This window comes from Aeromonas bestiarum, assembly GCF_028751155.1.
Classification (GTDB): domain Bacteria; phylum Pseudomonadota; class Gammaproteobacteria; order Enterobacterales; family Aeromonadaceae; genus Aeromonas; species Aeromonas bestiarum.
Genome location: NZ_CP064746.1, coordinates 3,721,920 through 3,745,859, shown reverse-complemented (window position 1 = coordinate 3,745,859; position 23,940 = coordinate 3,721,920). Strand labels below are relative to the sequence as shown.

Annotated in this window: 14 protein-coding genes, 2 tRNA genes and 2 pseudogenes; 7 read left to right on the top strand and 11 right to left on the bottom strand. The window is 61.4% G+C overall.

The window, feature by feature from the left end; genetic code table 11:
• Positions 1–38 precede the first annotated feature (38 nt).
• The 4 genes from IU367_RS17290 to IU367_RS17275 form a co-directional block, all read right to left on the bottom strand.
• Entirely contained in the window at positions 39–1,316 is a 1,278-nt protein-coding gene (locus IU367_RS17290; protein WP_274452553.1) for an alpha/beta hydrolase, read from the bottom strand.
• Between the two features lie 409 nt (positions 1,317–1,725).
• Positions 1,726–1,801 (bottom strand) — tRNA-Asn (locus IU367_RS17285).
• 5 nt (positions 1,802–1,806) lie between these two features.
• Positions 1,807–1,882 (bottom strand) — tRNA-Phe (locus tag IU367_RS17280).
• 196 nt (positions 1,883–2,078) lie between these two features.
• Positions 2,079–4,325 (bottom strand): immune inhibitor A domain-containing protein, encoded by a 2,247-nt coding sequence (locus tag IU367_RS17275; protein WP_274452552.1) that lies wholly within the window; start codon positions 4,323–4,325, stop codon positions 2,079–2,081.
• Between the two features lie 452 nt (positions 4,326–4,777).
• Between IU367_RS17275 and rraB the strand changes: the two genes are divergently transcribed.
• On the top strand, positions 4,778–5,125 hold the full coding sequence (gene rraB, locus IU367_RS17270) for a ribonuclease E inhibitor RraB (RefSeq protein WP_080741122.1): 348 nt from the start codon (positions 4,778–4,780) through the stop codon (positions 5,123–5,125).
• A gap of 70 nt (positions 5,126–5,195) precedes the next feature.
• On the opposite strand, the pseudogene IU367_RS17265 reads toward rraB, so the two are convergent.
• The 3 genes and pseudogenes from IU367_RS17265 to IU367_RS17255 form a co-directional block, all read right to left on the bottom strand.
• Positions 5,196–6,007, bottom strand: a pseudogene (locus IU367_RS17265) (transposase); the annotation flags it as partial.
• A gap of 27 nt (positions 6,008–6,034) precedes the next feature.
• Positions 6,035–6,964, bottom strand: a pseudogene (locus IU367_RS17260) (IS1595 family transposase).
• Positions 6,965–7,143: 179 nt separating this feature from the next.
• A complete protein-coding gene (locus IU367_RS17255; protein ID WP_274452551.1) occupies positions 7,144–8,142 on the bottom strand; it encodes a DUF2860 family protein in 999 nt (332 codons plus the stop codon).
• A gap of 207 nt (positions 8,143–8,349) precedes the next feature.
• Here IU367_RS17255 and arcB point away from each other — a divergent pair, with 207 nt between their 5' ends.
• From arcB to IU367_RS17225, 6 genes are all read left to right on the top strand, one after another.
• Positions 8,350–10,662 carry an aerobic respiration two-component sensor histidine kinase ArcB gene (gene arcB / locus IU367_RS17250; protein ID WP_043554868.1) on the top strand — a complete coding sequence of 771 codons (2,313 nt, stop codon included), beginning with the start codon at positions 8,350–8,352 and terminating at the stop codon, positions 10,660–10,662.
• Positions 10,663–10,689: 27 nt separating this feature from the next.
• A complete protein-coding gene (dgt, locus tag IU367_RS17245) occupies positions 10,690–12,045 on the top strand; it encodes a dGTPase (protein ID WP_274452550.1) in 1,356 nt (451 codons plus the stop codon).
• Between the two features lie 368 nt (positions 12,046–12,413).
• Entirely contained in the window at positions 12,414–12,617 is a 204-nt protein-coding gene (locus tag IU367_RS17240) for a hypothetical protein (RefSeq protein WP_042039391.1), read from the top strand.
• A gap of 148 nt (positions 12,618–12,765) precedes the next feature.
• Entirely contained in the window at positions 12,766–17,046 is a 4,281-nt protein-coding gene (locus IU367_RS17235) for an ATP-binding protein (protein WP_274452549.1), read from the top strand.
• The gene (locus IU367_RS17230; RefSeq protein WP_043141807.1) at positions 17,027–18,238 is read left to right on the top strand and encodes an EAL domain-containing response regulator; all 1,212 of its coding nucleotides are present in this window, start codon (positions 17,027–17,029) and stop codon (positions 18,236–18,238) included. The genes IU367_RS17235 and IU367_RS17230 overlap by 20 nt, the downstream gene beginning before the upstream one ends.
• 38 nt (positions 18,239–18,276) lie before the next feature.
• The gene (locus IU367_RS17225; protein ID WP_274452548.1) at positions 18,277–20,253 is read left to right on the top strand and encodes a methyl-accepting chemotaxis protein; all 1,977 of its coding nucleotides are present in this window, start codon (positions 18,277–18,279) and stop codon (positions 20,251–20,253) included.
• A gap of 163 nt (positions 20,254–20,416) precedes the next feature.
• Here the strand turns inward: IU367_RS17225 and rfaH are convergent, their stop codons facing one another.
• The 4 genes from rfaH to metN form a co-directional block, all read right to left on the bottom strand.
• A complete protein-coding gene (gene rfaH / locus IU367_RS17215) occupies positions 20,417–20,917 on the bottom strand; it encodes a transcription/translation regulatory transformer protein RfaH (protein ID WP_043141811.1) in 501 nt (166 codons plus the stop codon).
• 95 nt (positions 20,918–21,012) lie between these two features.
• Entirely contained in the window at positions 21,013–21,813 is an 801-nt protein-coding gene (gene metQ / locus IU367_RS17210) for a methionine ABC transporter substrate-binding lipoprotein MetQ (protein ID WP_043141813.1), read from the bottom strand.
• 26 nt (positions 21,814–21,839) lie between these two features.
• Complete coding sequence (locus tag IU367_RS17205; RefSeq protein ID WP_042865698.1) at positions 21,840–22,493, bottom strand: methionine ABC transporter permease; 654 nt, start codon at positions 22,491–22,493, stop codon at positions 21,840–21,842.
• Between the two features lie 76 nt (positions 22,494–22,569).
• Positions 22,570–23,613, bottom strand: coding sequence for a methionine ABC transporter ATP-binding protein MetN (gene metN / locus IU367_RS17200; RefSeq protein WP_043141816.1), 1,044 nt, complete (start codon positions 23,611–23,613; stop codon positions 22,570–22,572).
• Between the last annotated feature and the right edge of the window lie 327 nt (positions 23,614–23,940).

The window sequence follows — 23,940 nt, the reverse complement described above, 5'->3', positions numbered from 1 at the left end:
TATGGTGTTATGGCTGCGGGCTCGTCGCCCGGTCGGGATCAGCGATCCCGGTTCAAGCGGATGAGTCGGTCCAGGATCTGCTCGCCATCGACCCGCAGGCCGTTGTGCTCGTATTCATTGGTGATCCAGGCGCGGCTGTTGCCGAGGCCCTTGAGGGTCTCGCGGCTGTAGTCGAACTCCACATACATGTCTTCGGCATAGACGGCGCAGGCCACAGGCACTGTGTTGCGGACCAGTTGCGCCGGGTCGTAGAGCGGCCCCCAATCGGCCTTCTTGGCCAGCAGGTGGGCGGCTTCCTTCAAGGGGATCAGCTCGCGGAACTGCTCGAACATCCAGGGGAAGATCATCTCGCCGGTGAAGGCGAAGTCCTTGTCCGGCGCCCAGGCCAGGGCCGGGTACTCGCCTCTGACCCGCTCGGCCGCCCAGTTGCTGGCGGCCCCTTCGGCGTAGATGGACTCATGCAATATGGCGAACACCGGATTGGTGTTGAACGGCTGCATGGCTTGTACCTGATAGAGGAAGGCGGGGTTGAGCCGCTCGCCGATGAAGGCGTCTTCCAGCAGGTAGTAGAGCTCCTCGAAGGCGCCGCTGGCGCCGAGATCCAGCCCCTGCTGCTGCAACTGCTCCACCGTCAGACGCTGGCCGTTGGGCAGGCGTACCTCGTGGCGGTGCAGGTGATTGGCCAGCCGGTTGGCGATGGCCTGGGCATGGGGGAAGCGGGCGAAGAAGGCGCGGTTCTTGTCCGCCACCCGTTGATAGGTGGCGCGGTAGACCTCATCTGCACTGCGGCCTATGGGGGCTACCCCGCCGGTAAGGTAGACCTCGTGCAGGCTGTCCGGGAACAGGGAGAGATAGGTGAGGCTGCAAAAACCGCCGAAGCTCTGGCCGAGCAGGCTCCAGGGGCGGTCCGGGCTCAAGATCTCGCGAATGCATTCCGCGTCGCGCACTATGCTGTCGGCGCGAAAGTGGCTGAGATAATCCGCCTGCTGCCGGGCCGTGAGCTGGGCCAGCGCATCGGCGCTGATGGGGGCCGAGTGACCCGTGCCGCGCTGATCGAGCAGCAATACCCGAAATTCCTGCAGGGCCCGCTTGAGCCAGCCGCTGTCGGCAGTCGGGCGCGGGGCGCCAAAGCCGGGGCCTCCCTGCAGGAACAGCAACCAGGGCAGCTCGTCGTCCAGTCTGTCCTGGCGGCAGAGGGTACGACCAAACAGGGTGAGCGTCTCCTCGTCGTCCGGCTGCTGGTGGTCGAGGGGCACGGTGAAGAAGTGTGGCTCGCAATGGATGCCGTCCAGCACGTAACGCAAGGGGCTGCTCATCTTGGGTCTCCCTGAGGGTAGGAAAATCGTCGGCCTCATCATAGCCCTGGCATGGGTATGGGTCACGCCGGTTTTCCAAATTGTTAACATTGTCATGAGTCGGGACGCGGGCGTCTGGCTGATGAATTTATTGTCGACAAGGGAGTTGACGCTGGCTGGTGCTTACACAAAGATGGCTCGCCTGCCGAGCTGGGCAGGGGATACGCGCCGCAACAGGTTGAGGTGGGCTCGATGAAGCCTAAGTGGATACGATTCAGGAAAAGAGAAAAAGAGGTGGATCCGGAGGGGGTGTTGCAAACGGGCCTGTGGCTGTTTAGCGCCACCTGTGGGGCAACGCTGCTATTGGCGGCCTGCAACGGCAGCTGACCGGAATGAAAAAAGCCCGCTCGATGAGCGGGCTTTTCAAATTTGGCTCCTCCTGCTGGACTTGAACCAGCGACATACGGATTAACAGTCCGCCGTTCTACCGACTGAACTAAGGAGGAATTATTGGTGCCCAGAGACGGAATCGAACCGCCGACACGGGGATTTTCAATCCCCTGCTCTACCGACTGAGCTATCTGGGCAACGGCGCGCATTAAACCCTTTCTGCGTTCGGGTGTCAACCGCAGGGCGCAGATTGCTGCACCGTTCGCTCGATAACCGAACAATTTGCCCGCTTGTCATCCGTTTTTTCCCTCATTCGTGCCCTGTTGTGCTGTCTTGCCTGTTTGCTGCCATGAAAAAGGGGGCCTGAGGCCCCCTGAACGCCAGTGCCATGACTCAATGACGGCTGACGATGATCCTGCCTGTGCTCATGTCACGGGCCTGGCCTGTGACGCTGATCTTGAGGCCATACTCGGGCAGCAGACGACCTGCATCCGGGATCTCCTTGCTCTGGTAGCTGCGGGAATCCTTGAACACCCGGTTCGGGGTGATCCAGAAGTCGCGCAGCAAGGAGCCGCTCGGGTGCTTGAGGTTGAGCGGTTGCTGGAAGCCCAGGCTGAAGGTGGCATCGTGGATCTGGTAGCGAGTACCGGCCACGGCCCCATCGCTCCACATAAGGGTGCGCTGATCCGCATCCACCACCCCGAGGAAGCCCTCACCCGGATGGGTTCCCACCCAGTTGTTGGCCTGGCTGTTGTCCACGTACCAGAGCAGCATGCCCGGCTCGTAGCGCATCAGCTGATCGGCCACATTGATGTGGGCCAGCCCCTTGTCGACCCCGGCGTGGTTGCGCCACTCGGCCAGGTAGTAGTGATCCTTGGCCTCGTTGCCGTTGCTCTTCACGAAGCCGGTCAGGGTAAAGGCAGAACTGCCCTCGGCCCCGTCGCTCAGCAGCACCTCACCATCGGCAGCCACCTGGAGCTCATCCACGAACAGGCCGTTTTCGGCCACGCCGCCATCGCTCTGGTATTGCAGGGTCAGGGTGATCTGCTGACCGGCCCAGGGGGTCAGGTCGAACTCGGCATCGGTCCAGCCATTGGAGTTGCCCGTGATGCCGACGCCGAAGCCGACGCCGTTCGGATCGTCGCTGGTGGTCAGGTTGCCCGCAATGGGTTGGCCGTTGACCAGCACCCTGGCGTAGTCATATCCCTCTTCAATCTGATACCAGGCCTTGAACGCCAGGCTGGCGCTCTGCCTGCCGCTCAGATCCAGCCTGAGGCTCATGCGGTTGTCCAGGTTGTTGGCCTTGCCGCCGTGGTACTGGTACTGGCCGGCGTAGGGCGGGTTGAGCGGTATCTGCTTGGCGGGCAGGTTGATGCGCACCACGTCGTCGTTGCGACCCTTGTCATTGGCCTGATCCAGCATGTAGACATTGCCGCGGGGGCTGAGGTCGGCGAGCTGCACATTGCTGCCATGCAGCCAGTTGCCGCCGAGGGAGGCCTGCAGGAACTCCTTGGCCCAGGCGGAGAACCCGGTCGGCTCTGTGCCGCCTATGACCCCGGCCCAGGAGCCGGAGGACATGATGGACCAGGTAGCCACCGGCTCCCCCTTGCCGGTGTACTTGGTGTCGTACTCGTCCGGCAGCCCCAGATCGTGGCCATATTCGTGGGCGCAGACCCCGGCCGCCGCATCGATGGGCTGGATAGTGTAGTCGTAGGCCGCAAACTGGCCGCCGAAGCTGCCGTGCGGGCTGCTGGTGCCGGGGATGGGGAAGGGGGCACCCAGGTTCCAGCGGTGTGCCCAGATGGCATCCTCGCCGAGATCGCCGCCGCCAGCCTCTTCACCGACGCTGGAGTGGAAGATCATCAGGTGGTCGATGAGGCCGTCTGGCTCGTCCCGGTTGCCGTTGCCGTTCAGATCGTAGCGATCCTCCTGGTCAAACTGGGCCAGATCGATGGCGGGGTCGTTCGCTACCTGGATCAGCGCCTCCTTCACCAGGTCCCGTATGGTGTTCGGGGTGGCATTGGCACCGTAGTAGGCGGCATTCTTGCTGGCGGTATACCAGCCCGCCACCTGACCGCGCACGCTGTAGCTCTTGCCGGATTGCTGCTCGTAGAACTGGCGCATGGAGATGAACTTCTCGCCGTTCGGGCCGGCATAGCCCTTGTCGGAGAACAGCAGGTCGTTGTAGTGCGCCTGGGTGTAATCCGGGTAGTACATCTTGGTGAGTTCGGGGCTGACGCTGTTCTTAGGGTAATCGGGGAAGTCCACCAGGATGGCGAGGATCTTGTCCTTGCGCATCTTGCCCTGGTAGTGCTCCTTCTCGATGGCCTTGAGCAGCAGGGTCGGTACCCGATCGCCGGGACGGGCCGTGCCGTTGAAGCGGATCTTCTTGAGGATGGTCTCCCGCACCTTGCCCTCTTTCACCGCCAGGGTGCCACTGCTGCCGTTGTAGGCTCGTGACTTTTCGCGGTAGAAGCTGGCGAGGGCAGCCTGTTCCATCTCGGGAGAGGCCAGGGTCGGGATGCGGCCGCTCTTTTTGAGCATCTCCAGCACCTTTACCTCGTCCGCCAGAGGGGCATCGAACGGGCCATGCACCGGGGCGGCCATGGCGTGATTTCCAATCATAAGGGTTGAGCCCATGAGCAGGCTCATTATTGTTTTTTTAGGCATTATCTATGTGCTCCTTCACATGATAAAAAGGGAGCCCTGCTGGCTCCTCTTTCCGTACGGGCAGTGCTCCGCCCGCGTCCCTTGATACACCCCGGGCCTGGCCTTGTCACCGTGTTCAGGCTGGTTGATAGTACTGATATTAAAGTGCTTTTCGATTGCGTTATGCCGCTGACAACCTCTCTGATGAAGTTCCGTATGGGGCATGTTGTGGGCGGTGGCAGATTACACTTTATTAACCTTTTGTGATGGCACCCCATTTGGGGTGGCCGTGGCGGACCCGCTATCTTGGTTTGCCGCATTGAGCCGGATGCGCTCTGCGGGTATGCTTTGCCGCAACTATGCCGCCCGGGGTGCAGCGAGTCTGAACAGGCACCCTGTGGCCGACGGCATTTGACACCAACCAAGTACCATCTGGGGTTAATATGAGTCTTGATATGCAAGAGTGGCGTGCAGAGACCACCGCCATCGTCAACGAGTTGCTGGCCGATGGCAGCAACCCGGATCTGGAATACGAGATTGAGCACCACTTCGCCTGCCAGGATTTCGATCAGCTGGAGAAGGCCGCCGTCGACCTGTTCAAGGCCGGTTTTGAAGTGACAGATGCCGAAGAGATGGAGCTGGATGACGGCGCCCCCATCTTCTGCTTCGACGCCACCGTCGAGTGCAAGCTGGAGATCGAGACCATAGTCGCCGACATCGAAAAAATGCTGCCTATCCTTCAGAAATACGGCGTGGACTACGACGGCTGGGGCACCTACTTCCAGGAGTAAGCGCGCTTGAAGCCCAGCTGACTATCTGCCTGACAAGCAAAAGGCCACCCTCTGGGTGGCAACGCTGTTCACGAAGCGGAGCTGCATTGCGATCCACCGGAAAACGGGCCTTGGATATCTTCATCTCCCCGGGTCTTGATGGCCTGGGGTGTTTTTCGATGAACATACTACCAATGCTGCTCAGTAACTTCTCCAGTCGCCGTGGCGTATGGGATGGCGACAGCGCCCCTGCCATCACCGCCAGTTGGTTAGCTATAAATTGGCATGCACATTTGGCGGTTAACTCTTCCATATTGGATGCGCAGCAACAGGTTGGCACTGAAGAACCCTTTATCCAGTAGGGTCACCGAATCGTCAGCCCGCGATGTGATGAAATCGCTGGCCAGAGCGATTCCCCCTGAGGTACGGGTTGATGGCCGCATTGGCGAGCACATGCGAGCGGATATTCATCAACGTGATCAGCGCCGCATCGGATCGGGGGTCTGCTGGTCAGTTACGGTGTTACCCGAGCCGAAATGGGCTCTGAGCTCAGAAATATCCTGCGTTCTGAGCAGAGCACCATTGATGACGAAAACTTGCAAACCTTGCCACTGGTTCTGGAGATAGCGCTCTCGTCACCAGGCACCGGCGGTTTACTTGAATAACAACTCAACCGGCTGTTTGCCGAGTCACTGGCGGGCCTGAGACAGTTCACAGTCAGCGAGCATCGACCACAAGCCACAAGACCAGATAATGGCAGCGGCGCTGACGGGTAGTGGCCTTGGCAGATAATGTGGCGGCGGAGACCCGTTCATTGGGGATGCTTTCGGCAAAGATCGCCAACCGAGTGAGGGTTTCACCCAATGCCCTCATGACATAGTTCAAGTCGTTTGCAATTGACATAAAAAATGGCTATATCCCAATTACGTGTTACATGGGGCGCCCCAGCACCTCATACAGACAATCCCTGATACCCACTCCCTTATCGTAGCGCTCCAGCATCCTGCGCCAACCCAGATAATTCCTCAGGTAATGGGTTGCCACACCATGAAACCCTTCCATCTACTCTTTCAGCCGATGGTGATAGTCGTTCACGTGCTGGATATGGTGTGCTCCGACCACACGTTCACCTTGACGGTTACGCACTACCTGGTGAGTTACACCCTGTAATGTGCTGAAACTGGTATACACCCTGGCTCCATCGCTACAGCGCACCGCGGCGGGGGTGATGAGGGGGCCAATACCGCCCTGACCGTTTGGGCGTCCCTCTTATCCAGTTGGAAGTCTGCCAGATGGCCTGCACGGCCTTGCACCACTATCACAGGGATGTCTCCGGCCCGGTCCCACTGGTTCACCCTTTACCACCACGATGCCTTGGCTGGCGAGGTAAACCTCGCTGTCCCTTGAACGATTCGAGGAAGAAGGTTTCATCTCCTTCCACAATTCCCTCCTCTCGTGTTGCCTGATGGGTGGGCATGGTCTTCAAGAAGCGGTGACGCCACAAGAAGGCGGTGTTCTTGCACACGCCACTGCGGATGGCTGCTTGACGGACGGTGAGCCCGTTGATGAGAGCCTGGGCATAGTCTTCCCAGCACTCGGCCCTGCGCAATCTGGCCAAGGGGGGTGGTGAGGGCAGAACTGGTGCGCTAACACTGTTTGCCGCGGTAGCGACGCAGTCCTCGGCTCCAGTCCTTGGAGGCTAAGTGGGCAGCGTCAGCCTGACAGTGGGTGCAGCAGTTGGAAGCGGGTAGCTGATTGACCAGGGAGGTGATGGGGTGTGGTACGGTGAGTTCATGCTGAGTCACACGTCGCTGACGCAAGGTAGATAGACAACAGGTGTTGAAAGGCTTGGGTATTCATGATGGTGGCCCTCAAAGTGATGACCTACTTCAATATTAGCCTTCCAACACATAATTGTGATAGCACCTAAAAAAATCCGGAGCCGGGTTTTCCTACAATGGGAGGGTAGGTCAATAGACCCTTAACTGACTTACGCAACGTCTCATGTGTGGCCTTGTTGTTTGTTGCCGGGGAAGGGCTTAGAAGTTGTAGAGCAGGCCGGTACTGACGCGGCTGGACTGGCTGTCGTAGAAGCCGATGTCGGAGTTGGCCCTGGAATAGGCCGCAGTGAAGGTGGCGGCGAGGGCATCGACACCGAACAGCTTGTGCCAGAAGAAGGTGCCGTTGATGGCAAACTCGTCCGCATCGGCACTTTGGCCGAAGAGAGGGTTTGCCTCGTCATACTTGCGCTTGCCGGCATAGAGGTTGCTGACGATGGACCACTGGGGACCGCGTTGGGCGTAGGTTAGCTTCAGACCCGTGTTCTTGAAGCTCTCGGCGCTGCCGTCGAGGCGGGCTTCCTTGTAGACGATGGCGGGCTCCAGCAACTGGTTGCCGCCAAAGTGCCACTGGTAGGAGAGCTCCATGTCGTGCATCTTGCCGTTGCGATCCAGCATATCGGCGTAGTGGGTGCCGTGGCTCTGGTCATACTGCTGGCCGCTGCGCTCCTCATCCATGTCCACTTCCCGGGTGGTCAGGGTGCCGTAGAAGTTGCTGCCCCAGATCTTGTCCCAGGCAAAACGCACCCCTTTTGACTTTACATCGGTGGCGCTGCGATCCACCCCGGTGGCGAAGGGATCGCTCCACAGTTCGACCGGCATGACGTTGAACACCAACGAGGTGGCGACTATGCCCTTGTCACCCATCTCCTGACGCAGGCCGAGCTGCTGGGTGAAGTCGAAGCGCACCGCATCCTGGATCAGGTTGCCGAGGAAGATCTGGGTACGGGTATCGGCGAAGGTGTAGCGGATGTCGGCATTGAGCAGCGGCGTCAGGCCGCTCTCGCTGTCGGGGGCGCCGAGGTCATCGATGCGACTGTGGTTGTCATCGCCGGCATAGAAGTTGGACTTGTAGCTGACGGCGTTGACCCCGCCCAGCAGAAAGCCGGACCAGCCGGACTGCTTGGGGATCTCGCCCAGATCGGCGTGGGCGGCATTGGCTGCCAGCAGACCAAGACTCAGCAGGGTGAGATTGCGCATTGATGAGACTCCTGAAATATCAGATGGTTGAATTGAACAGCCGGACATTATAGCCACCCAGGCTTAACTCGGGCTGACCGAATGGACTCCGGCATGCTACCCCAGTGCAAGGAGGAGGTTAATCGATAATTTATCGTGCGACGGCACAAGAGTTCGGCGCGCCGTGCTGGTATTCTGTTCGGCGAATATGGGGGAGAAAACAACAAGATGAAACAAATCAAATCCTGGGCGCAATATTACGTCGACCTGATGACCAAGCTGGGGCTGGTGCGCTTCAGCATGTTCCTGGCCACCGCCATCATAGTGCTGGCCGTCTCCATCCAGATGGGTGTCACCCTGTTTTTGCGCGGCACAGTGGACGTTGTCGATCTGGTGCGCTCTGTCTTCTTCGGCCTGCTGGTCACCCCCTGGGCCGTCTATTTTCTCTCCATCGTGGTGGATCAGCTGGAGGATTCCCGCCAGCGGCTGACCCGCATGGTGCGCAAGCTGCAAGACATGCGCGAGCGGGATCTGGAGCTCAACAGCCAGTTGCAGGAGAACATCAGCCGCCTCAATGCCCAGATCGCCGAGACCAACCGGGCCGAGACCCTGCGCCAGCAGGCGATCGAGGATCTGGAGAACGAGGTGTTCCAGCGCGAGAAGGCCCAGCTGCATCTGGGTGAGCGCACCGCCCTGCTGCGCTCCTTCATCGACTGCTCCCCCGATCTGGTTTACTACCGCAACGAAGACGAACAGTTCTCCGGCTGCAACCGCGCCATGGAGGAGCTCACCGGCAAGGTGGAGGCCGAACTCATCGGGCTGACCCCGTTCGACGTCTACAAGCAGGAGATAGCCAACAAGGTGGTGGAGACCGACAAGCAGGTCTTCGCCAGCAACGAGCCGCTCACCTATGAACAGTGGCTGGAGTACCCCGACGGTCGCAAGGCCTACTTTGAGCTGCGCAAGGTGCCCTTCTTCGATCGCTTCGGCAAGCGGCTCGGCCTGCTCGGCTTTGGCCGCGACATCACCGAGCGCAAGCAGTATCAGGACAAGCTGGAGAAGGCGAGCCGCGACAAGACCACCTTTATTTCCACCATCAGCCATGAGCTGCGCACCCCGCTCAACGGTATAGTGGGGCTGAGCCGAATGCTGATGGATACGCCTCTCGATCCCAAGCAGCATCAGCAGCTCAAGACCATCCACCTGAGCGCGGTGACGCTCGGCAACATCTTCAACGACATCATAGATCTGGACAAACTCGACCGGCGCCGGCTGGAAATTGCACCGACCCCCATCGACCTGCCCGCCTTCCTCGACGAGCTGGAGACACTGTCGCGCATCCAGGCGGAGCAGAAGGGGCTCTATCTGCATTTCGACCGGGACGGCGACATGCCGCAATTCGTGATGGCCGATGGCACCCGGTTGCGCCAGGTGTTGTGGAACCTGGTGGGCAATGCGGTCAAGTTTACCGATGAGGGCGGGGTGACGGTACGTTGCCTCTCCCACGCGGCCGATGAGCCGGGCAAGCTGGCCCTGCACTTCGAGGTGGAGGATACCGGCGTCGGCATTCCTCGCGCCCAGCAGGAGAAGATCTTCGCCATGTACTATCAGGTGCAGGGCAAGAAGCACGCCACCGGCACCGGCATAGGGCTGGCGGTCTCCCGTCAGCTGGTACAGGCCATGGGCGGCCAGCTTTACGTGGACAGCGATCCGGGTGAGGGCTCCTGCTTCACCGCCGAGCTGGAGGTGGACTGCGTCGAGCCTCAGGCCGCCGACGCCGAGCCCGAGATGCCCTCCCTGGATATCCTGCTGGTGGAGGACGTGGAGCTGAACGTAACGGTAGCTTGCGCCCTGCTCAACAAGCTCGGTCATCAGGTGCAGGTGGCGCGGGACGGTGCCCAGGCGCTGGCCATGGCCAATCCCGATGACTTTGACCTGATCCTGCTGGATATCCAGCTGCCGGACATGACCGGCTTCGACGTGGCGGCCCAGCTGCTTGAGCGCTACGGCGACAGTTTGCCGCCCATGGTGGCGCTCACCGCCAACGCCACCGGCGATCGCCAGTACTATCGGGATCACGGCATGCAGGATGTGATCAACAAGCCGCTGGGCTCCAGGGCTGTGCGGGAGGTGATTGGCCACCTGTTTGCGGATCTCGCCGACGATGAGGCGGACGAGCAGGCCGATGCGGGCAGCCAGGATGAGCTGCTGGACTTGCCCTTCCTCACCGACTACGCCGATACGGTGGGCAAGCCGGTGCTGCTCTCCAGCGTCGATCTGTTCGAGAAGATGATGCCGGACTACATGGCGGTGCTCGACTCCAACATGATCGCCCGCGATCAGGCCGGCGTGGTGGAGGAGGCACACAAGATCAAGGGGGCGGCCGGCTCCATCGGTCTGCGCCGGCTGCAGCAGCTGGCCCAGCTGATCCAGAGCCCGGATCACCCCGCCTGGTGGGAGAACGTGGAGGACTGGATAGAGTCGCTGCGCCGCGAGTGTCCGGGTGATATCGCCAGGTTGAAACGCTGGCTGCTCTCATAGACGCGAGTCGCAGGCAAGGAGCCGCACATGTATAGCCGTTTGATTACCCCCGAGCGCATCCATCGCTGGGGCGACGAAGATCTGCTGGAGGCGACCGAGCTGGATCGTGCCCGCATAGTGCAGGCCGCGCCGGTGCGCCGCTTGCAGCAGAAGACCCAGGTCTTCCCGCTCGATGTGAAGGCCTCGGTGCGCAGCCGTCTCACTCACTCGCTGGAGGTGCAGGAGACCGGCCGCCAGATCAGCCGCCGCGTTCTGGCGGCGCTGCCGGCGGGCTCGGTGTGCGAGGGGGCCTTCATCAATCTGGTGGAGATGTCCTGCCTGCTGCACGATGTCGGCAACCCGCCGTTCGGCCACTTTGGCGAGCAGGTGATGAGCCAGTGGCTGGCACAGGCGCTGGATGATCTGTTTGCCGCTGCCCTTGGCCAGGCGCCCAGCCCCCAGTGGGCCGAACTGCGCCAGGATCTGCTGGTGTTCGACGGCAACGCCCAGAGCCTGCGGCTGGTGCACAGCCTGCACGAGTTGAATCTGACCCTGGGGCAGCTGGCCGCCCTGTGCAAGTATCCGCAGCAGCCCCTGCACGACGGTCAGCATCATGGCTGGGCCAGCAAGCGCGGCATCTTCTTCAGTGAACAACCCCTCTACCGTTCCCTGAGCCAGAGCCTGGGACTGGCGCCCGGTTGCCGCCACCCGCTGGTCTACATCATGGAGGCGGCCGACGACATCTCCTACTGCATCGCCGATCTCGAAGATGCGGTGGACAGGCGCATTCTCAGCCTGAGCGAGCTGCAACAGGCGCTGCGTCTGGCCGATGAGGGCGCCTACATGGCGGGCTTGCTGGCGGATGCCACCGCCTCTGACAGAGGCTTCTTCCCCCATTTTCGCCAGCATCTTACCCGTGATCTGATCGCGCTGGCCGCCCACACCTATGTGAGCGAGCACGACATCATACTGAGTGGCGCCTATCCCCAGGCGTTGCTGCACGGTCAGGCGCCGGCGGCGCAGGTGCTCGACACCCTCAAGCAGGTGGCCCGCGAGCAGGTGTTCATGCGGCCCGAGGTGGAGGCGCTGGAGCTGGAAGGCTATGCCGCCCTGCGTGGCGTGCTCTCCACCTATGCCTGCCTGCTGGCGCTGCCCGCCAGCCAGTTCGAGCGACTGCTGGCCGGGCAGGGGGGCAGCGAGCTGTTCTTCGCCCGCCGCCTGTTTCACCGCCTGTCGGCCCGTCATCTCAAGGCATACCGGCTGGCGGTGGCCAACCGGGATCCCCGTTTTGACAAGGGTGCCGAACAGGAGTGGTACTACCGGGTGCGGCTGCTGCTCGACTATGTGAGCGGCATGACGGATACCTATGCGCTGGAAGAGTTCCGCCTCTTGTCCGGGATCTGACTCGCGCCAGGCAAATCCTGTGCGTGCCGTCCGGGAGCGGATGTGTGCGGCTGACGGGCGAGAGACCTGTGTCTCGTCTGGATATTGATAGATGGCTCACTCCCCATATGGGGGGTGAGGTTCTTGTATAAAATTCGGTCTTTTTTTAGACTGTGGCAACTTGTTCAACTTTCACTCGGTAAGGAGACGGATATGCAACATTCAATGCTAAACGTTGCGTTCGACCGCTGCATCAGCAGCGCGAAGATTCGTGCTCTTTTTCTGCCGCGTGGAGGAAACAGGTAACACCTGCTTTTTCATCACCCGCGGTTGTCCCGCAGGGTGATGCCCCCTCTCCGGGAGAACCGCACGTTCAACTGGAGAGTATTATGTCTATCGAACTGACCCTGCTGCGCACCGTCGAATCCTTGGTTCAAAAACGGATCACCCGGCTGGAACGCCGCACCAGTTACCTGCACCTCTCGCCTGCCTTGCTGAAAGACATAGGTCTGGAAGGGCAAAATGTGCAGATCGCCCACGTCCGTGAGCAGGAATATCAAACCGGCTTCCGGCTTGGGAATCGAATAACCTGATGATGTGGGGCTTGGCCCCCTTCTTGCAGGAAAATGGCAGGCTCAGGCCTGCCATTTTTCGTATCCGGTTGAGTTTGGTTACGAATTTTCATTCGCACATTTTGCCAAAATCTCTATCATCGCTCTCCGATCTGTTCAGGAGTTGTCCATGTTGCGTCTTTGCTATCGCGCCTTCCTGTTGTGCTGGCTTGCCTGCTGGAGCCTTGCTGCCGTGGCAGAAACCGGCCTGGACAAGGATCGACTGGGGTTGTCCGAGCGGCTGTGGCTCGCCTCGCGCAGCGACCTGGTGGTCGGCATGCCCTCGGTAGCCTGGCCCCCCTATGTCTATGCCAATAGCCGGGGTGGATTCAGCGGCCCGCTCGACGATTTTGCCTCCCTGGTCGCGAGCCGGCTGGGACTGACCCTGCGCTACAAGACCTATCCCTACTATGCCGGAGCCCAGCAGGCCTTGCTCGATGGCGAGGTCGACATGCTGATCGGCGTGACCCCCAGCCACTCCCGGCAGCAACAGATGCGTTTTACCTCGGACCTCATGGGGCTGCCCCGTGGCATTCTGCTGGCGAAGGGAGATGACCAGCTGACCCTGCCGGCGGCCCGTCAACTGCGCTGGGTGTGTGAACACGGTTTCAGCTCCTGTGAGGAACTGGAGCAGCTTGGCATGGCGCACCTGGTGGAGGCCGACAGCAGCGACGAGGCTGTCTTCATGGTGAAGAAAGGTCTGGCGGATGCCTATCTGGCGGATCTGCCCGCCCTGGTTCGCTTGCAGCGCCTGCAACAGCAGGCCGGGTTCAAGGTGATCACCCCGGAGTGGGTGACCGATACCTCGCTGGCCATGGCGGTAGGCCCAAACAATCAGGGTCTGCTGGGCCTGCTGGAGCTGGCTCTCAACGATATCCCTCTCGATGAACGACGCCGCATTCTGGAGACTGGCGGCATAGTCGACTACGAACTGGCCAACGGCCCCCGTCAGATAGTGTTCAACCAGAGCGAGCTGGAGTGGCTGGCGCAGCACCCGACCCTGAGATTTGGCGTCGCCCCCGACTGGCCGGCGGTGAGCGAGATCGACGGCAATGGTCAGCTCAAGGGATTCCTCGCCGATCTGCTCAAGCTGCTCAGCATGCGCTCCGGTCTCAAATTCACCCTGGTGCCGACCAGCAGCTGGGCCGAGACTCAAGCGCTGTTCAAGGCGCGCAAGCTGGATCTCATTCCGGCCATTACCCCCACAGCCGAGCGGCGCCAGTACACACTGTTTACCCCGGATTACGCCTTCATTCACAGGGTGATCGCCGCCAGGCAGGGGGGCAAGGAGCTGGAAAACCTCAACGCACTCCAGGGCCACAAGGTGGGCATAGTCGGTGGTTCGGTCGAGGAGCTGATACTTCAGGAGGTGGGGGCCTATCCGGTGACGGTCAGCAGCGACACCAGGCTGTTGCCCCTGCTCGATCAGCATGAGGTCGACTATGTGCTGATGAGCATGACGACCCTGGAGCAGGCGCTGCAGAAGGGGTTCAACAATCGCTATCAGGTGGTCTTCTCCGGCAACGAGCTGCGGGTGCCTGTCGCCATGGCGGTGCACCAGCAAGATCCCATGCTGCAACAGATCCTGACCAAGGTGCTGATCTCCATCCGGCCGGAGGAACTGGCCAAACTGGAGCACAAATGGCTCTCCTTGAGCATACAGACCGGCATCAATCCGGCGACTGTACTGCTCTGGTCCTCCTTCGGGATCGGCGCCTTCCTGCTCAGCGTCTTGCTGTTCATCGGCTGGAACCGCACGCTGCGCCGCCAGATCGTCCAGCGCCAGCTGGCCGAGCACAAGTTGAACGAGCAGCTGACCTTCGTGCAGACCCTGCTCAACTCCCTGCCCAACATGGTGGCGCTGCGGGATCGCGAGCAGCGTATCACCCTCTGCAATCAGGCCTATCGGGATGCCTTCATCGGGGCCAAGGTCGGCGATGATTGCGACGATCTCGACGGCATGCCGCCCCAGGAGCGGGAGCGGGTGCTCAGGGAGGAGCTGGCGGTGTGGCAGCGCGGTGAGCAGCTGGAAGGGGCGGGTTACAGCCGCCGCCAGGATGGTGCCATGTTCCACGTCATCTATGCCAAGCGCCCCTATCGCTCCCCGAACGGCGAGATGCTGGGCGTACTGACGGTGCTCACCGATGTGACCCGCATCAAGGAGGCCGAGGAGCGGGCCCGCAAAGCGGAGACCCGGCTCACCCAGATCACCGACAGCATGCCGGGCATAGTCTATCAATACCTGTGGCAGGGGCCTGGCAAGGGCCGCTTCCTCTATGCCTCCCAGGGGGCGAGCGAGATCCTGGGCGCCAGTCAGCAAGATATTATGTCGGCCGAGTCGGGTGGCGAGGTGTTCGGCTTTACCGAAGAGGCGCTGCAGGACTTTGTCAGCAAGGTGGCCAATCATGCCGAGACGCTGGCGCCGCTCGATCTGGAGGTCAGGGTCGCGCGCCCCGAAGGGGATCGCTATTTGCAGGTACGCGGCAGTTTCGTGCCGCAAGAGGAGGGGGATCTGATCCTCAACGGGGTGATCCAGGACATCACGGCACTCAAGCGCCAGGAGCACGAGCTGCGAGAGGCGCGCGCCTATGCGGAGCAGGCGATGCAGGTGCGCAGCCGCTTCCTCGCCACCATGAGCCACGAGCTCAGGACCCCCATCTCCGGCATGCACGGCATGCTGGAATTGCTGCAGATGAGCGAGCTGAACGAAGATCAGCGCTACATGCTGCGCAACGTCATCACCTCCACCAACAACCTGCTCTATCTGGTCAACGATGTGCTCGACTTCTCCAAGATAGAGGCGGGCCAGCTGCAGCTGCATTATCAGGATGGTCGCCTCGCCTCCGTGATCTGCGACGTGATCCGCGGTCATGCCACCCTGGCCCATGGCAAGGGGCTGAAGGTGACGCTGGAGTGGGCGCCCGAGGTGCCGGATCAGGCCCGCATCGACGTCGTGCGGGTGGGGCAGGTGCTCTCCAATCTGCTCAACAATGCGGTCAAGTTCACCGAGCGGGGCGAGATCCGCATCCAGGTCAGCTATCGCGCCGAGCAACTGTTCATCGCCGTCAGCGATACCGGCATCGGCATCGCCGAAGAGAAGCAGGATCGCCTGTTTACCCCGTTCGAGCAGGTGGAGTCCGACATAACCCGACGCTTCGGTGGCACCGGGCTGGGGCTGGCCATCTGTCATCAGCTGGCCCAGAAAATGGGGGGCAGCCTGGCCCTTGAGAGCAAACCGGGTCAGGGAACCCGGCTGACGTTCGGTTTCCCGCTGACGGAGTGCCAATGGGATGCGCCGCCGCTGGCAGGCCAGCAATGGTGGCTGTTTGGCGAGGATGCGGCCCTGCAGTCTGCCATGCAGCGGCTGGGGGCCAGCTTGAATCGTCTGGACCCGCAGCAGTGGCAGCAGCCGGTGAGTGGTTTGTTATTGGCGGAAGAGGGCTGGCTCGAACAGGCGCTGGGCAGCGAGTGGTCGACGCGTTTGCAGCAATCCGCCCTCAAGGGCATAGTGCTCTCCCCGCTGGAAGCGCTGCGTGGTCGCATGGGTTCGGATGCCTGGTGGCGCCTGGGTCAATCCCCGCTTTACCCTGATCTGTTGCTGGAGACCTGCCACCAGTTGCTGGGGGAAAAAGCGATCCATCCGGTGCAGGCCCATGCCGCTCAGTTGCAGGGACGCGTGCTGGTGGCCGACGATCATCCCATCAATCGCGCCCTGCTGGCGCGCCAGCTTGCCATTCTCGGGGTGGATGCCGAGGTGGTGGACGATGGCGAGAAGGCGCTGCGCACCTGGCAGGGGCAGGACTTTTCCCTGCTGCTGACCGACTGTCACATGCCGGTGATGGATGGCTACAGCTTGGCCCGGACCCTGCGGGCGCAGGGGGAGCTGGCTCCCATCATAGGGGTCACGGCCGATACGTCGGAAGGGGCCGGCCTGCAGATGCAGCAGGCCGGCATGAACGACATGCTGTTCAAGCCCTACACCCTGGATACCCTGCGCCAGATGCTGGCCCGCTGGCTGCCGGTGGTCGTGCCGGTGGACGAGGCGGCGGCACAGCCGACTGAACCGGCCAAAGAGCAGGGGGAGTGCTGGATCTCGCTGTTCGGGGATGAGGAGGTGGCCCGCAGCATGGCGCGGGAGTACCTGGATTCCAACCGCCAGGATGGCGATGACATGATGCAGGCGGTGGCCCGCCAGGATACCCATGCTCTGGTGGAGACGGCGCACCGCATCAAGGGCGCTGCCCGCATGGTGGGGCAGTTGGCATTGGCAGAGGAAGCGGCTCGACTCGAAGCGGCGGCCCGTCTGAAGCAGCTGGAAGAACTCACCGAGTTGAGCCAGACAGTACAGGCGCTGATGAACTCTATTACACGCGAAATTGGACTATGGCTCGATGAACAAGACACAGCATGAGTTGGTGATCATGGTGGTGGAAGACCACGCGTTCCAGCGCAAGGCACTGATGCACCAGATCCGTGGGCTCGGTTATCCCTCCCTGCTGGAGGCTCAGGACGGGCTGGAGGCGCTGGCCATGTGTCAGCGTCATCAGGTCGACATCCTGTTTTGCGATCTGCGCATGCCCGGCATGGATGGCATGGCGTTGCTGCGCCGCCTCTCCCTCGGCGGCTTTCGTGGCGGCATCATTCTCTCCAGCGCGCTGGAAGATGACGTGGTCGAAGCCGTGCTGCGGATGAGCGCCGCCTATGGTCTGCAAGTGCTGGGGCGCATCGAGAAGCCCTCCAGCCAGCAGCAGATCAGCCAGCTGATCGGCGCCTGGCGGCCGCAACAGGAGCGAGCCCAGGAGGAGGACGGCCACAGCCTGACTCTGGATGAGTTGAGTCAGGCATTGGAACAGGATCAGTTGCTGCCCTGGTATCAGCCCAAGGTGAGCTTTGGCTCCGGCCAGTGGGTCGGCATGGAGGCACTGGCCCGCTGGCAGCACCCGGACTACGGCCTCATCTCGCCGGCTCGCTTCATTCCGCTGGCGGAGCATAACGGTCTCATCGACCAGCTGACCGAGGTGATCATCAGCAAGTCCCTGCGCGATGGCCACCTGTGGGAGCAGACCGGGCTCTCCCTCAACCTGTCGATGAACCTCTCCACCACCTCCCTCATCGAGGGGGATCTCTGCAACACCCTGATCAACCAGTGCCAGCGCTGGAGCATCAACCCCGAGCTCATCACCCTGGAGGTGACGGAGAGCTCGTTCGTGAAGGATCTGGGCAAGTCGCTGGAGGTGCTGACCCGGCTGCGCATGCACGGCTTCGGGCTCTCCATAGACGACTTCGGGACCGGCTACTCCTCCATGCAGCAGCTGGCCCTGCTGCCCTTCACTGAGCTCAAGCTGGACAGATCCTTCGTCGATCGCTGCTATGAGGACCCCTCACGTTTGGCCATAATAGAGTCAAGTATCGAACTGGCCCGCAAACTGGGGCTCAAGTCGGTCGCCGAGGGAGTTGAGGATGAACTGACCTGGCGACTGCTGGCCAGATTGGGGTGCGACGTGTGTCAGGGCTTCTTCTCCGCCCGGCCCATGCCGCGCGATGAATTGATGGGGTGGCATGACACCTGGCGCGAACGGTTACCGGGTCTGATCGGGGACTGAGTGCCGGGCAGCATGCCCGCAGTTGAACAAGGACGTTCATGAAAATTTCAAGCAAGTTATTGCTCAGCTTCTGTTTTATCAACCTGTTGGTGTTCCTCTCCTCCGCCCTGGTCTATCACCAGCTCGGCCGGATCGGGCAAGCCGAAACCAATCTGCTGGAGCAGGCGCTGCCCGCCCTGCAGCGGGATGAGGCGAGCCAGAAGGCGCTGGTGGCGACCGTCTCCTCCTTGCGCGGTTACCTCATCCTCGGCAAGGATCCGGCCCAGGCCGCCCGCCTCAAGCAGGAGTGGGAAGGGGCCTGGCAGGCCATCGAACGGCAGCCGTTCACACCGGCCCTCGCCCAGTCCCTCAAGGCGTTCAAGGGCAATCAGGAGAAGGTGTGGGCCATCGCCCATACCGAGGAGAACCTGCCCGCCCACACACTCATGCTGCTGGAGGCGGGCCCGCTGGCGGAATCGGCCCTCGATCAGCTGCAATCCTTTGCCAATGAAGAGGTGGCCACCCCGCAGGATCAGCTGCCGGGGGATCGTAGGCTGCTGCTCAAGCAGGTGGGGGATGCCTACAACGGCCTCTCCAATGCGCTCTCCGCCCTGCGCGACTTCCTCATCTCGGGTGATCCCGAATATCGCACCAAATATCAGGACTACTACCAGTTCCACCAGCAGCGCGTCGCCGAGGTGAAACAGCAGCAGGCCAACTTTACCGAGGCCGAGAAGGGCCTCTGGTCGCTGTTTGAAGATATGTCCGCCCCCTTCGCCGAGCTGGTGGGTCAGGTGATCAGCAAGCGTCAGGCGCCGGACTGGGATCAGGCCAACTACCTGATGGCGACCGATATTGAGCCTGCACTGACCCAGCTTGCCGGCCAGCTGGCGGCCCAGGTCACCCAGACCCGCGCCGAGGTGGACAGCATGGGCCACAAGATGGCCAGCGCCGGACAAACCATCAACCGTACCCTGCTGCTGGCCACCCTGACCGTCATAGTGCTGGGCACCCTGGTGGCCCTGCTGTTCAGCCGCCGCTTGACCCGGGACATCGCCAGCCTGGTGGTGCGGGCCGATCTGGTGGCCAACGGCCGTCTGCCGTCCCGCCCTCTGCCGGTGCAGAGCCAGGATGAACTGGGCGGGCTGACGGGCTCCATCAACCAGATGTCCCTGCAGCTGCGCCAGCTGGTCGGCGAGATCCAGGGGGCCGTGGGGCAGGTGGAGGGGGCGTGCGTTGAGGTCGGCGATACCACCCGGGCCATAGTCGCCGATCTGGCGAGCCAGAATCAGCGGGTGGATACGGTGGCGGCGGCGATCGAACAGATGTCGGTCAGTACCCGGGATGTGGCGGGCAACATAGCCGACGCGGCCCGGGCCGCCCAGCAGGCCGAGGTGCAGACACGGCAAGGGGGCAATGCCCTCGGCCGCATGACCGCCACCATGCAGGAGATAGCGACCATGATTGCCCAGGCCAATCAGGCCATGGGGCTGCTCAGCACCCAGAGCGAGCAGGTGGGGCGCGTCACCGAGGTGATCGCCACCATAGCCGAGCAGACCAATCTGCTGGCGCTCAACGCCGCCATCGAGGCGGCGCGAGCGGGGGAGCAGGGGCGCGGTTTTGCCGTGGTGGCCGATGAGGTGCGTCTGCTCGCCAGCCGTACCAGCCAGTCGACGGCCGAGATCAGCCAGACCATCGCCAGCATTCAGCAACAGACTCGCCAGACGGTGAGCACGGTCGGCAGCGGGACCCAGCTGGTGGAACAGGGCCGGGATGCGGTTGCGTCTGTGACGGAGACCCTCAGTGCCATGCTGCAGCTGGTGCAGGATCTGTCCGGTCAGCTGGGGGCGATCGCCACCGCCACCGAGCAGCAGTCCCGGGTTGCCCAGGAGGTGGCGGGCACTGTGGAGGAGATCGCCGGGCTCAGCCGGCAGTCGAGTCAGCGCAGCCGGCAGGGGGAGGAGATAGTGGCCAGACTGGCGCAGGATACGGGGCGGCTGACCTCCGTCATCAGCCGCTTCGAGCTGGATGCCTGAGGCGGAGCAAGACGGCAAAAAAACGGGGCAGGCCGATGGGCCTGCCCCGTTTTTTCAATCCAGCCGGCGGAAAGACTGGTTGTCAAAGCTGCTGGAGGTCTCCTGGTTCAGCAGGCTGACCAGCAGGCGTGAGGCCTTGCTCGCCATGGATGCCTGATGAGGCTTAGTCTAGCCGGCGGAAAGACTGGTTGTCGAAGCTGCTGGAGGTCTCCTGGTTCAGCAGGCTGACCAGCAGGATGGCGCGTTTCTCCCCATCCGGTTCCAGATAGATGGCCTCGAATCCGGCCAAAGGGCCAGATTCGATCAACACCTTGTCGCCCTGGGTCGGCAGGTTGGCGTAGCTGGCTCTCGCCTCGTCGCTGTCATCGCGGCTCATCAACTGATAGACCAGCTGGCTGCTGATGGAGGTCCACTCCTTGCCGAAGTGGATGATGCGGCTGATGCCACGGGTCGACTTCAGGGTGACGGGGGTGACCTCTTCCAGATCCACATAGATGAACAGATAGTTGGGAAACATGGGTTCCCGCACCGGGACACGCTTGCCCCGCCGCAGCTTCTCGATTTCGACCATGGGGTAATAGGATTCAATCCCCTGGGCTTCGAGATGGGCGCGGGCGCGGGCCTCTTCCTTTGGCTTGCAGTAGGCCAGATACCATTTTTTCATGTTCTGTTACGTTCGTGTTGCCGTGCTCCCGGTTATGATAACCGCGGCAATAAAAAAGGCCACGCTTGGCGTGGCCTTTTTTGCAGAGTGAGTGATTACCAACCTTTGACTATGCCGCCTTTGAACAGTTCGTCAGCAGTTTTGTACACTTCGTCGCTCTGGAAGGCCTGGACGAACTCCTTCACCTTGGCGTCATCCTTGTTGTTGCCACGGGAGACGATCAGGTTGACATAGGGGGAGTCCTTGTCTTCCACGAACAGACCGTCACGGCTTGGCAGCAGGTCGATCTGGGAGGCGTAGACTGTGTTGATGATGGCCAGATCCACGTCTTCCAGGGAACGGGGCAGCTGGGCCGCTTCCAGTTCAACAATCTTCAGCTTCTTCGGGTTGCTGGCGATGTCGAGCACGGTCGCTTCCAGGCCGGTACCCTCTTTCAGGGTCAGCAGGCCCTGCTTTTGCAACAGGATCAGGGAGCGACCCAGGTTGGTCGGATCGTTCGGCACCGCGATCTGCGCGCCCTCTTTCAGATCGGCCAGGGCCTTGATCTTCTTGGAGTAGCCGGCGATGGGGTAGACGAAGGTGTTGCCGACCGGCACCAGATCGAAGCCGCGATCCTTGACCTGGCTATCCAGATACGGTTTGTGCTGGAAGGCGTTCAGATCGATGCTGCCATCGTTCAGGGCCACGTTCGGGGTGGCGAAGTCGGAGAAGGTAACGACTTCGACGGTCAGACCGTACTTGTCCTTGGCGACCTTGGCCGCGGCTTCCACCAGCTGGGATTCCGCCCCGGCGATGGCGCCCACTTTCAGGGTCTTGTTCTCTTCTTTCTGACCACAACCGGCCAGAACCAGGCCAGCCAGCAGGGCAGCCGCAACGGATTTAATGCCAAATTTCATAAAAACCTCCTGTCAGAAATCGACGATTAACGATGATCACATGTGTTGACCAGGCGCTCACCTGCGCTCTGGATGAGTTGAACCAGTAAAACCAGAATGACGACGGTTGCCAGCATGACGGTGGGATCAAAGCGCTGGTAGCCGTAGCGAATACCCACATCACCCAGACCACCGCCTCCGATGGCACCGGCCATGGCGGAGTAGTTCACCAGCGTGACCAGGGTAATGGTGACGCTGTTGACTATGCCGGGCAGGGCCTCGGGCAGCAGCACCTTGGTAATGATTTGCAGGGGTTTGGCACCCATGGCCTTGGCCGCTTCCAGCAAGCCGTCCGGCACCTCCATCAGGGCTCCTTCCACCAGACGGGCGATGAAGGGCACGGCACCTATGGTCAGCGGCACTATGGCGGCTATGGTGCCTATGCTGGTGCCGACGATCAGCCGGGTCAGCGGAATGATGGCGACCAGCAGAATGATGAAGGGCACTGAGCGGCCAATGTTGACCAGGATGCCGAGCAACTTGTTCAGGGCCGGGTTGGCCAGGATCTGGCCCGCCTTGGTCACGTGCAGTGCCACACCCAGCGGCAGGCCGAGCAGGCAGCCAAACAGGGCGGAGGCAAACACCATCAGCAGGGTATCGCCGAGCGCTGTGACCAGCAGATTAATCATTGCTTCGGACATGACCCATTACCTCCAGCTGAATGCGATTGTGATCAGGGACTGCGTCTGGCAGCCCTTGAGGGCAGTGATGAGCAGATCAGTCATTGCTGCGGACATAACCCATGACCTCCAGCTGAATATGATTGTCTATCAGGAACTGCTGGGTGGCTTCGCACTGGGCCTCATCCCCGAACAGCTCCGCCAGCAGGAAGCCGAACTTGACGCCCCCGGCGTACTCGATATCGGCGCTCAGAATGCTGATGTCGATGTTGAAGCGACGGCTTGCCTCGGAAATCAGGGGCGTATCGACCGTGCTGCCGGTAAAGCCGAGCTTCACCAGCGGATAGCTGTTGGCCACCCGCTCGGCACTCATCCTGTCCTGATACTCCTGCGGCACCTCCAGATGTATGGTGGAGTGGATGAAGTCCCGTGCCAGCTGGGTCTTGGCGTTGCTGAAGAACCAGGCGACCTCGCCCTGCTCGATCAGGCTGCCGTCGCTGATGATGGCGACGTCATCACAGATCCCCTTCACCACGTCCATCTCGTGGGTGATGAGCAAGATGGTGAGCCCCAGTTTGACGTTGATCTCCTTGAGCAGGCTCAGGATCGAACGGGTAGTCTGCGGATCCAGGGCCGAAGTGGCCTCGTCACACAGCAGTACCTTGGGGGCCGGCGCCAGGGCGCGGGCGATGGCGACGCGCTGCTTCTGACCGCCTGACAGCTCGGACGGATAGGCGTGGGCGCGCGCTTCCAGCCCGACCAGGGCCAGCAATTCGTCGACCCGGGCCTGGATCTGGGCCTTGCTCCAGCCTGCCAGCTCCAGCGGGAACGCTATATTGGCGAACACGGTACGGGAGGAGAGCAGGTTGAAGTGCTGGAAAATCATCCCGATCTGGCGGCGGGCCTGGGTCAGCTCCCGCTCCGGCAGGGCGACCAGATCCTGGCCATCGACGATGACCTGGCCCTCTGTCGGGCGCTCCAGCAGGTTGACGCAACGAATGAGGGTACTCTTGCCGGCCCCCGAGGCGCCGATCACCCCGAAAATCTTGCCTTGTGGCACATGCAGGCTCACGTCACGCAGGGCGTGCACGGCATCACTGCCTTTACCGTAGACTTTGTTGAGACCGTTCAACTTAATCATGGATTCTTCCGTGCTAACAGCCTTAAAGCACAGGGCGCTACAGGCGGGTGAATTGGGCAGAGGTTCCACTGGGTTGCTCTGTCATCATGGAGGATGATGCTAAGATGTCTGGATGGCTGTGTCAACGCGTGTTTATACTTCTAGACGTCTAAAAAAGTGCTAAGGATTCCCGTCTGCCGACTAACGCGGACGGTGATCTCGCTCACATCAATATTGTATTTGGCAGTGTAGCTATATCGCCGAATATCACATGGTAAATGTGGTCTTATCTCCTTCTTTATTAGTCGCGAGTCGGGTTTGCCTGGTCATGCTGCTATCGCACCCGGA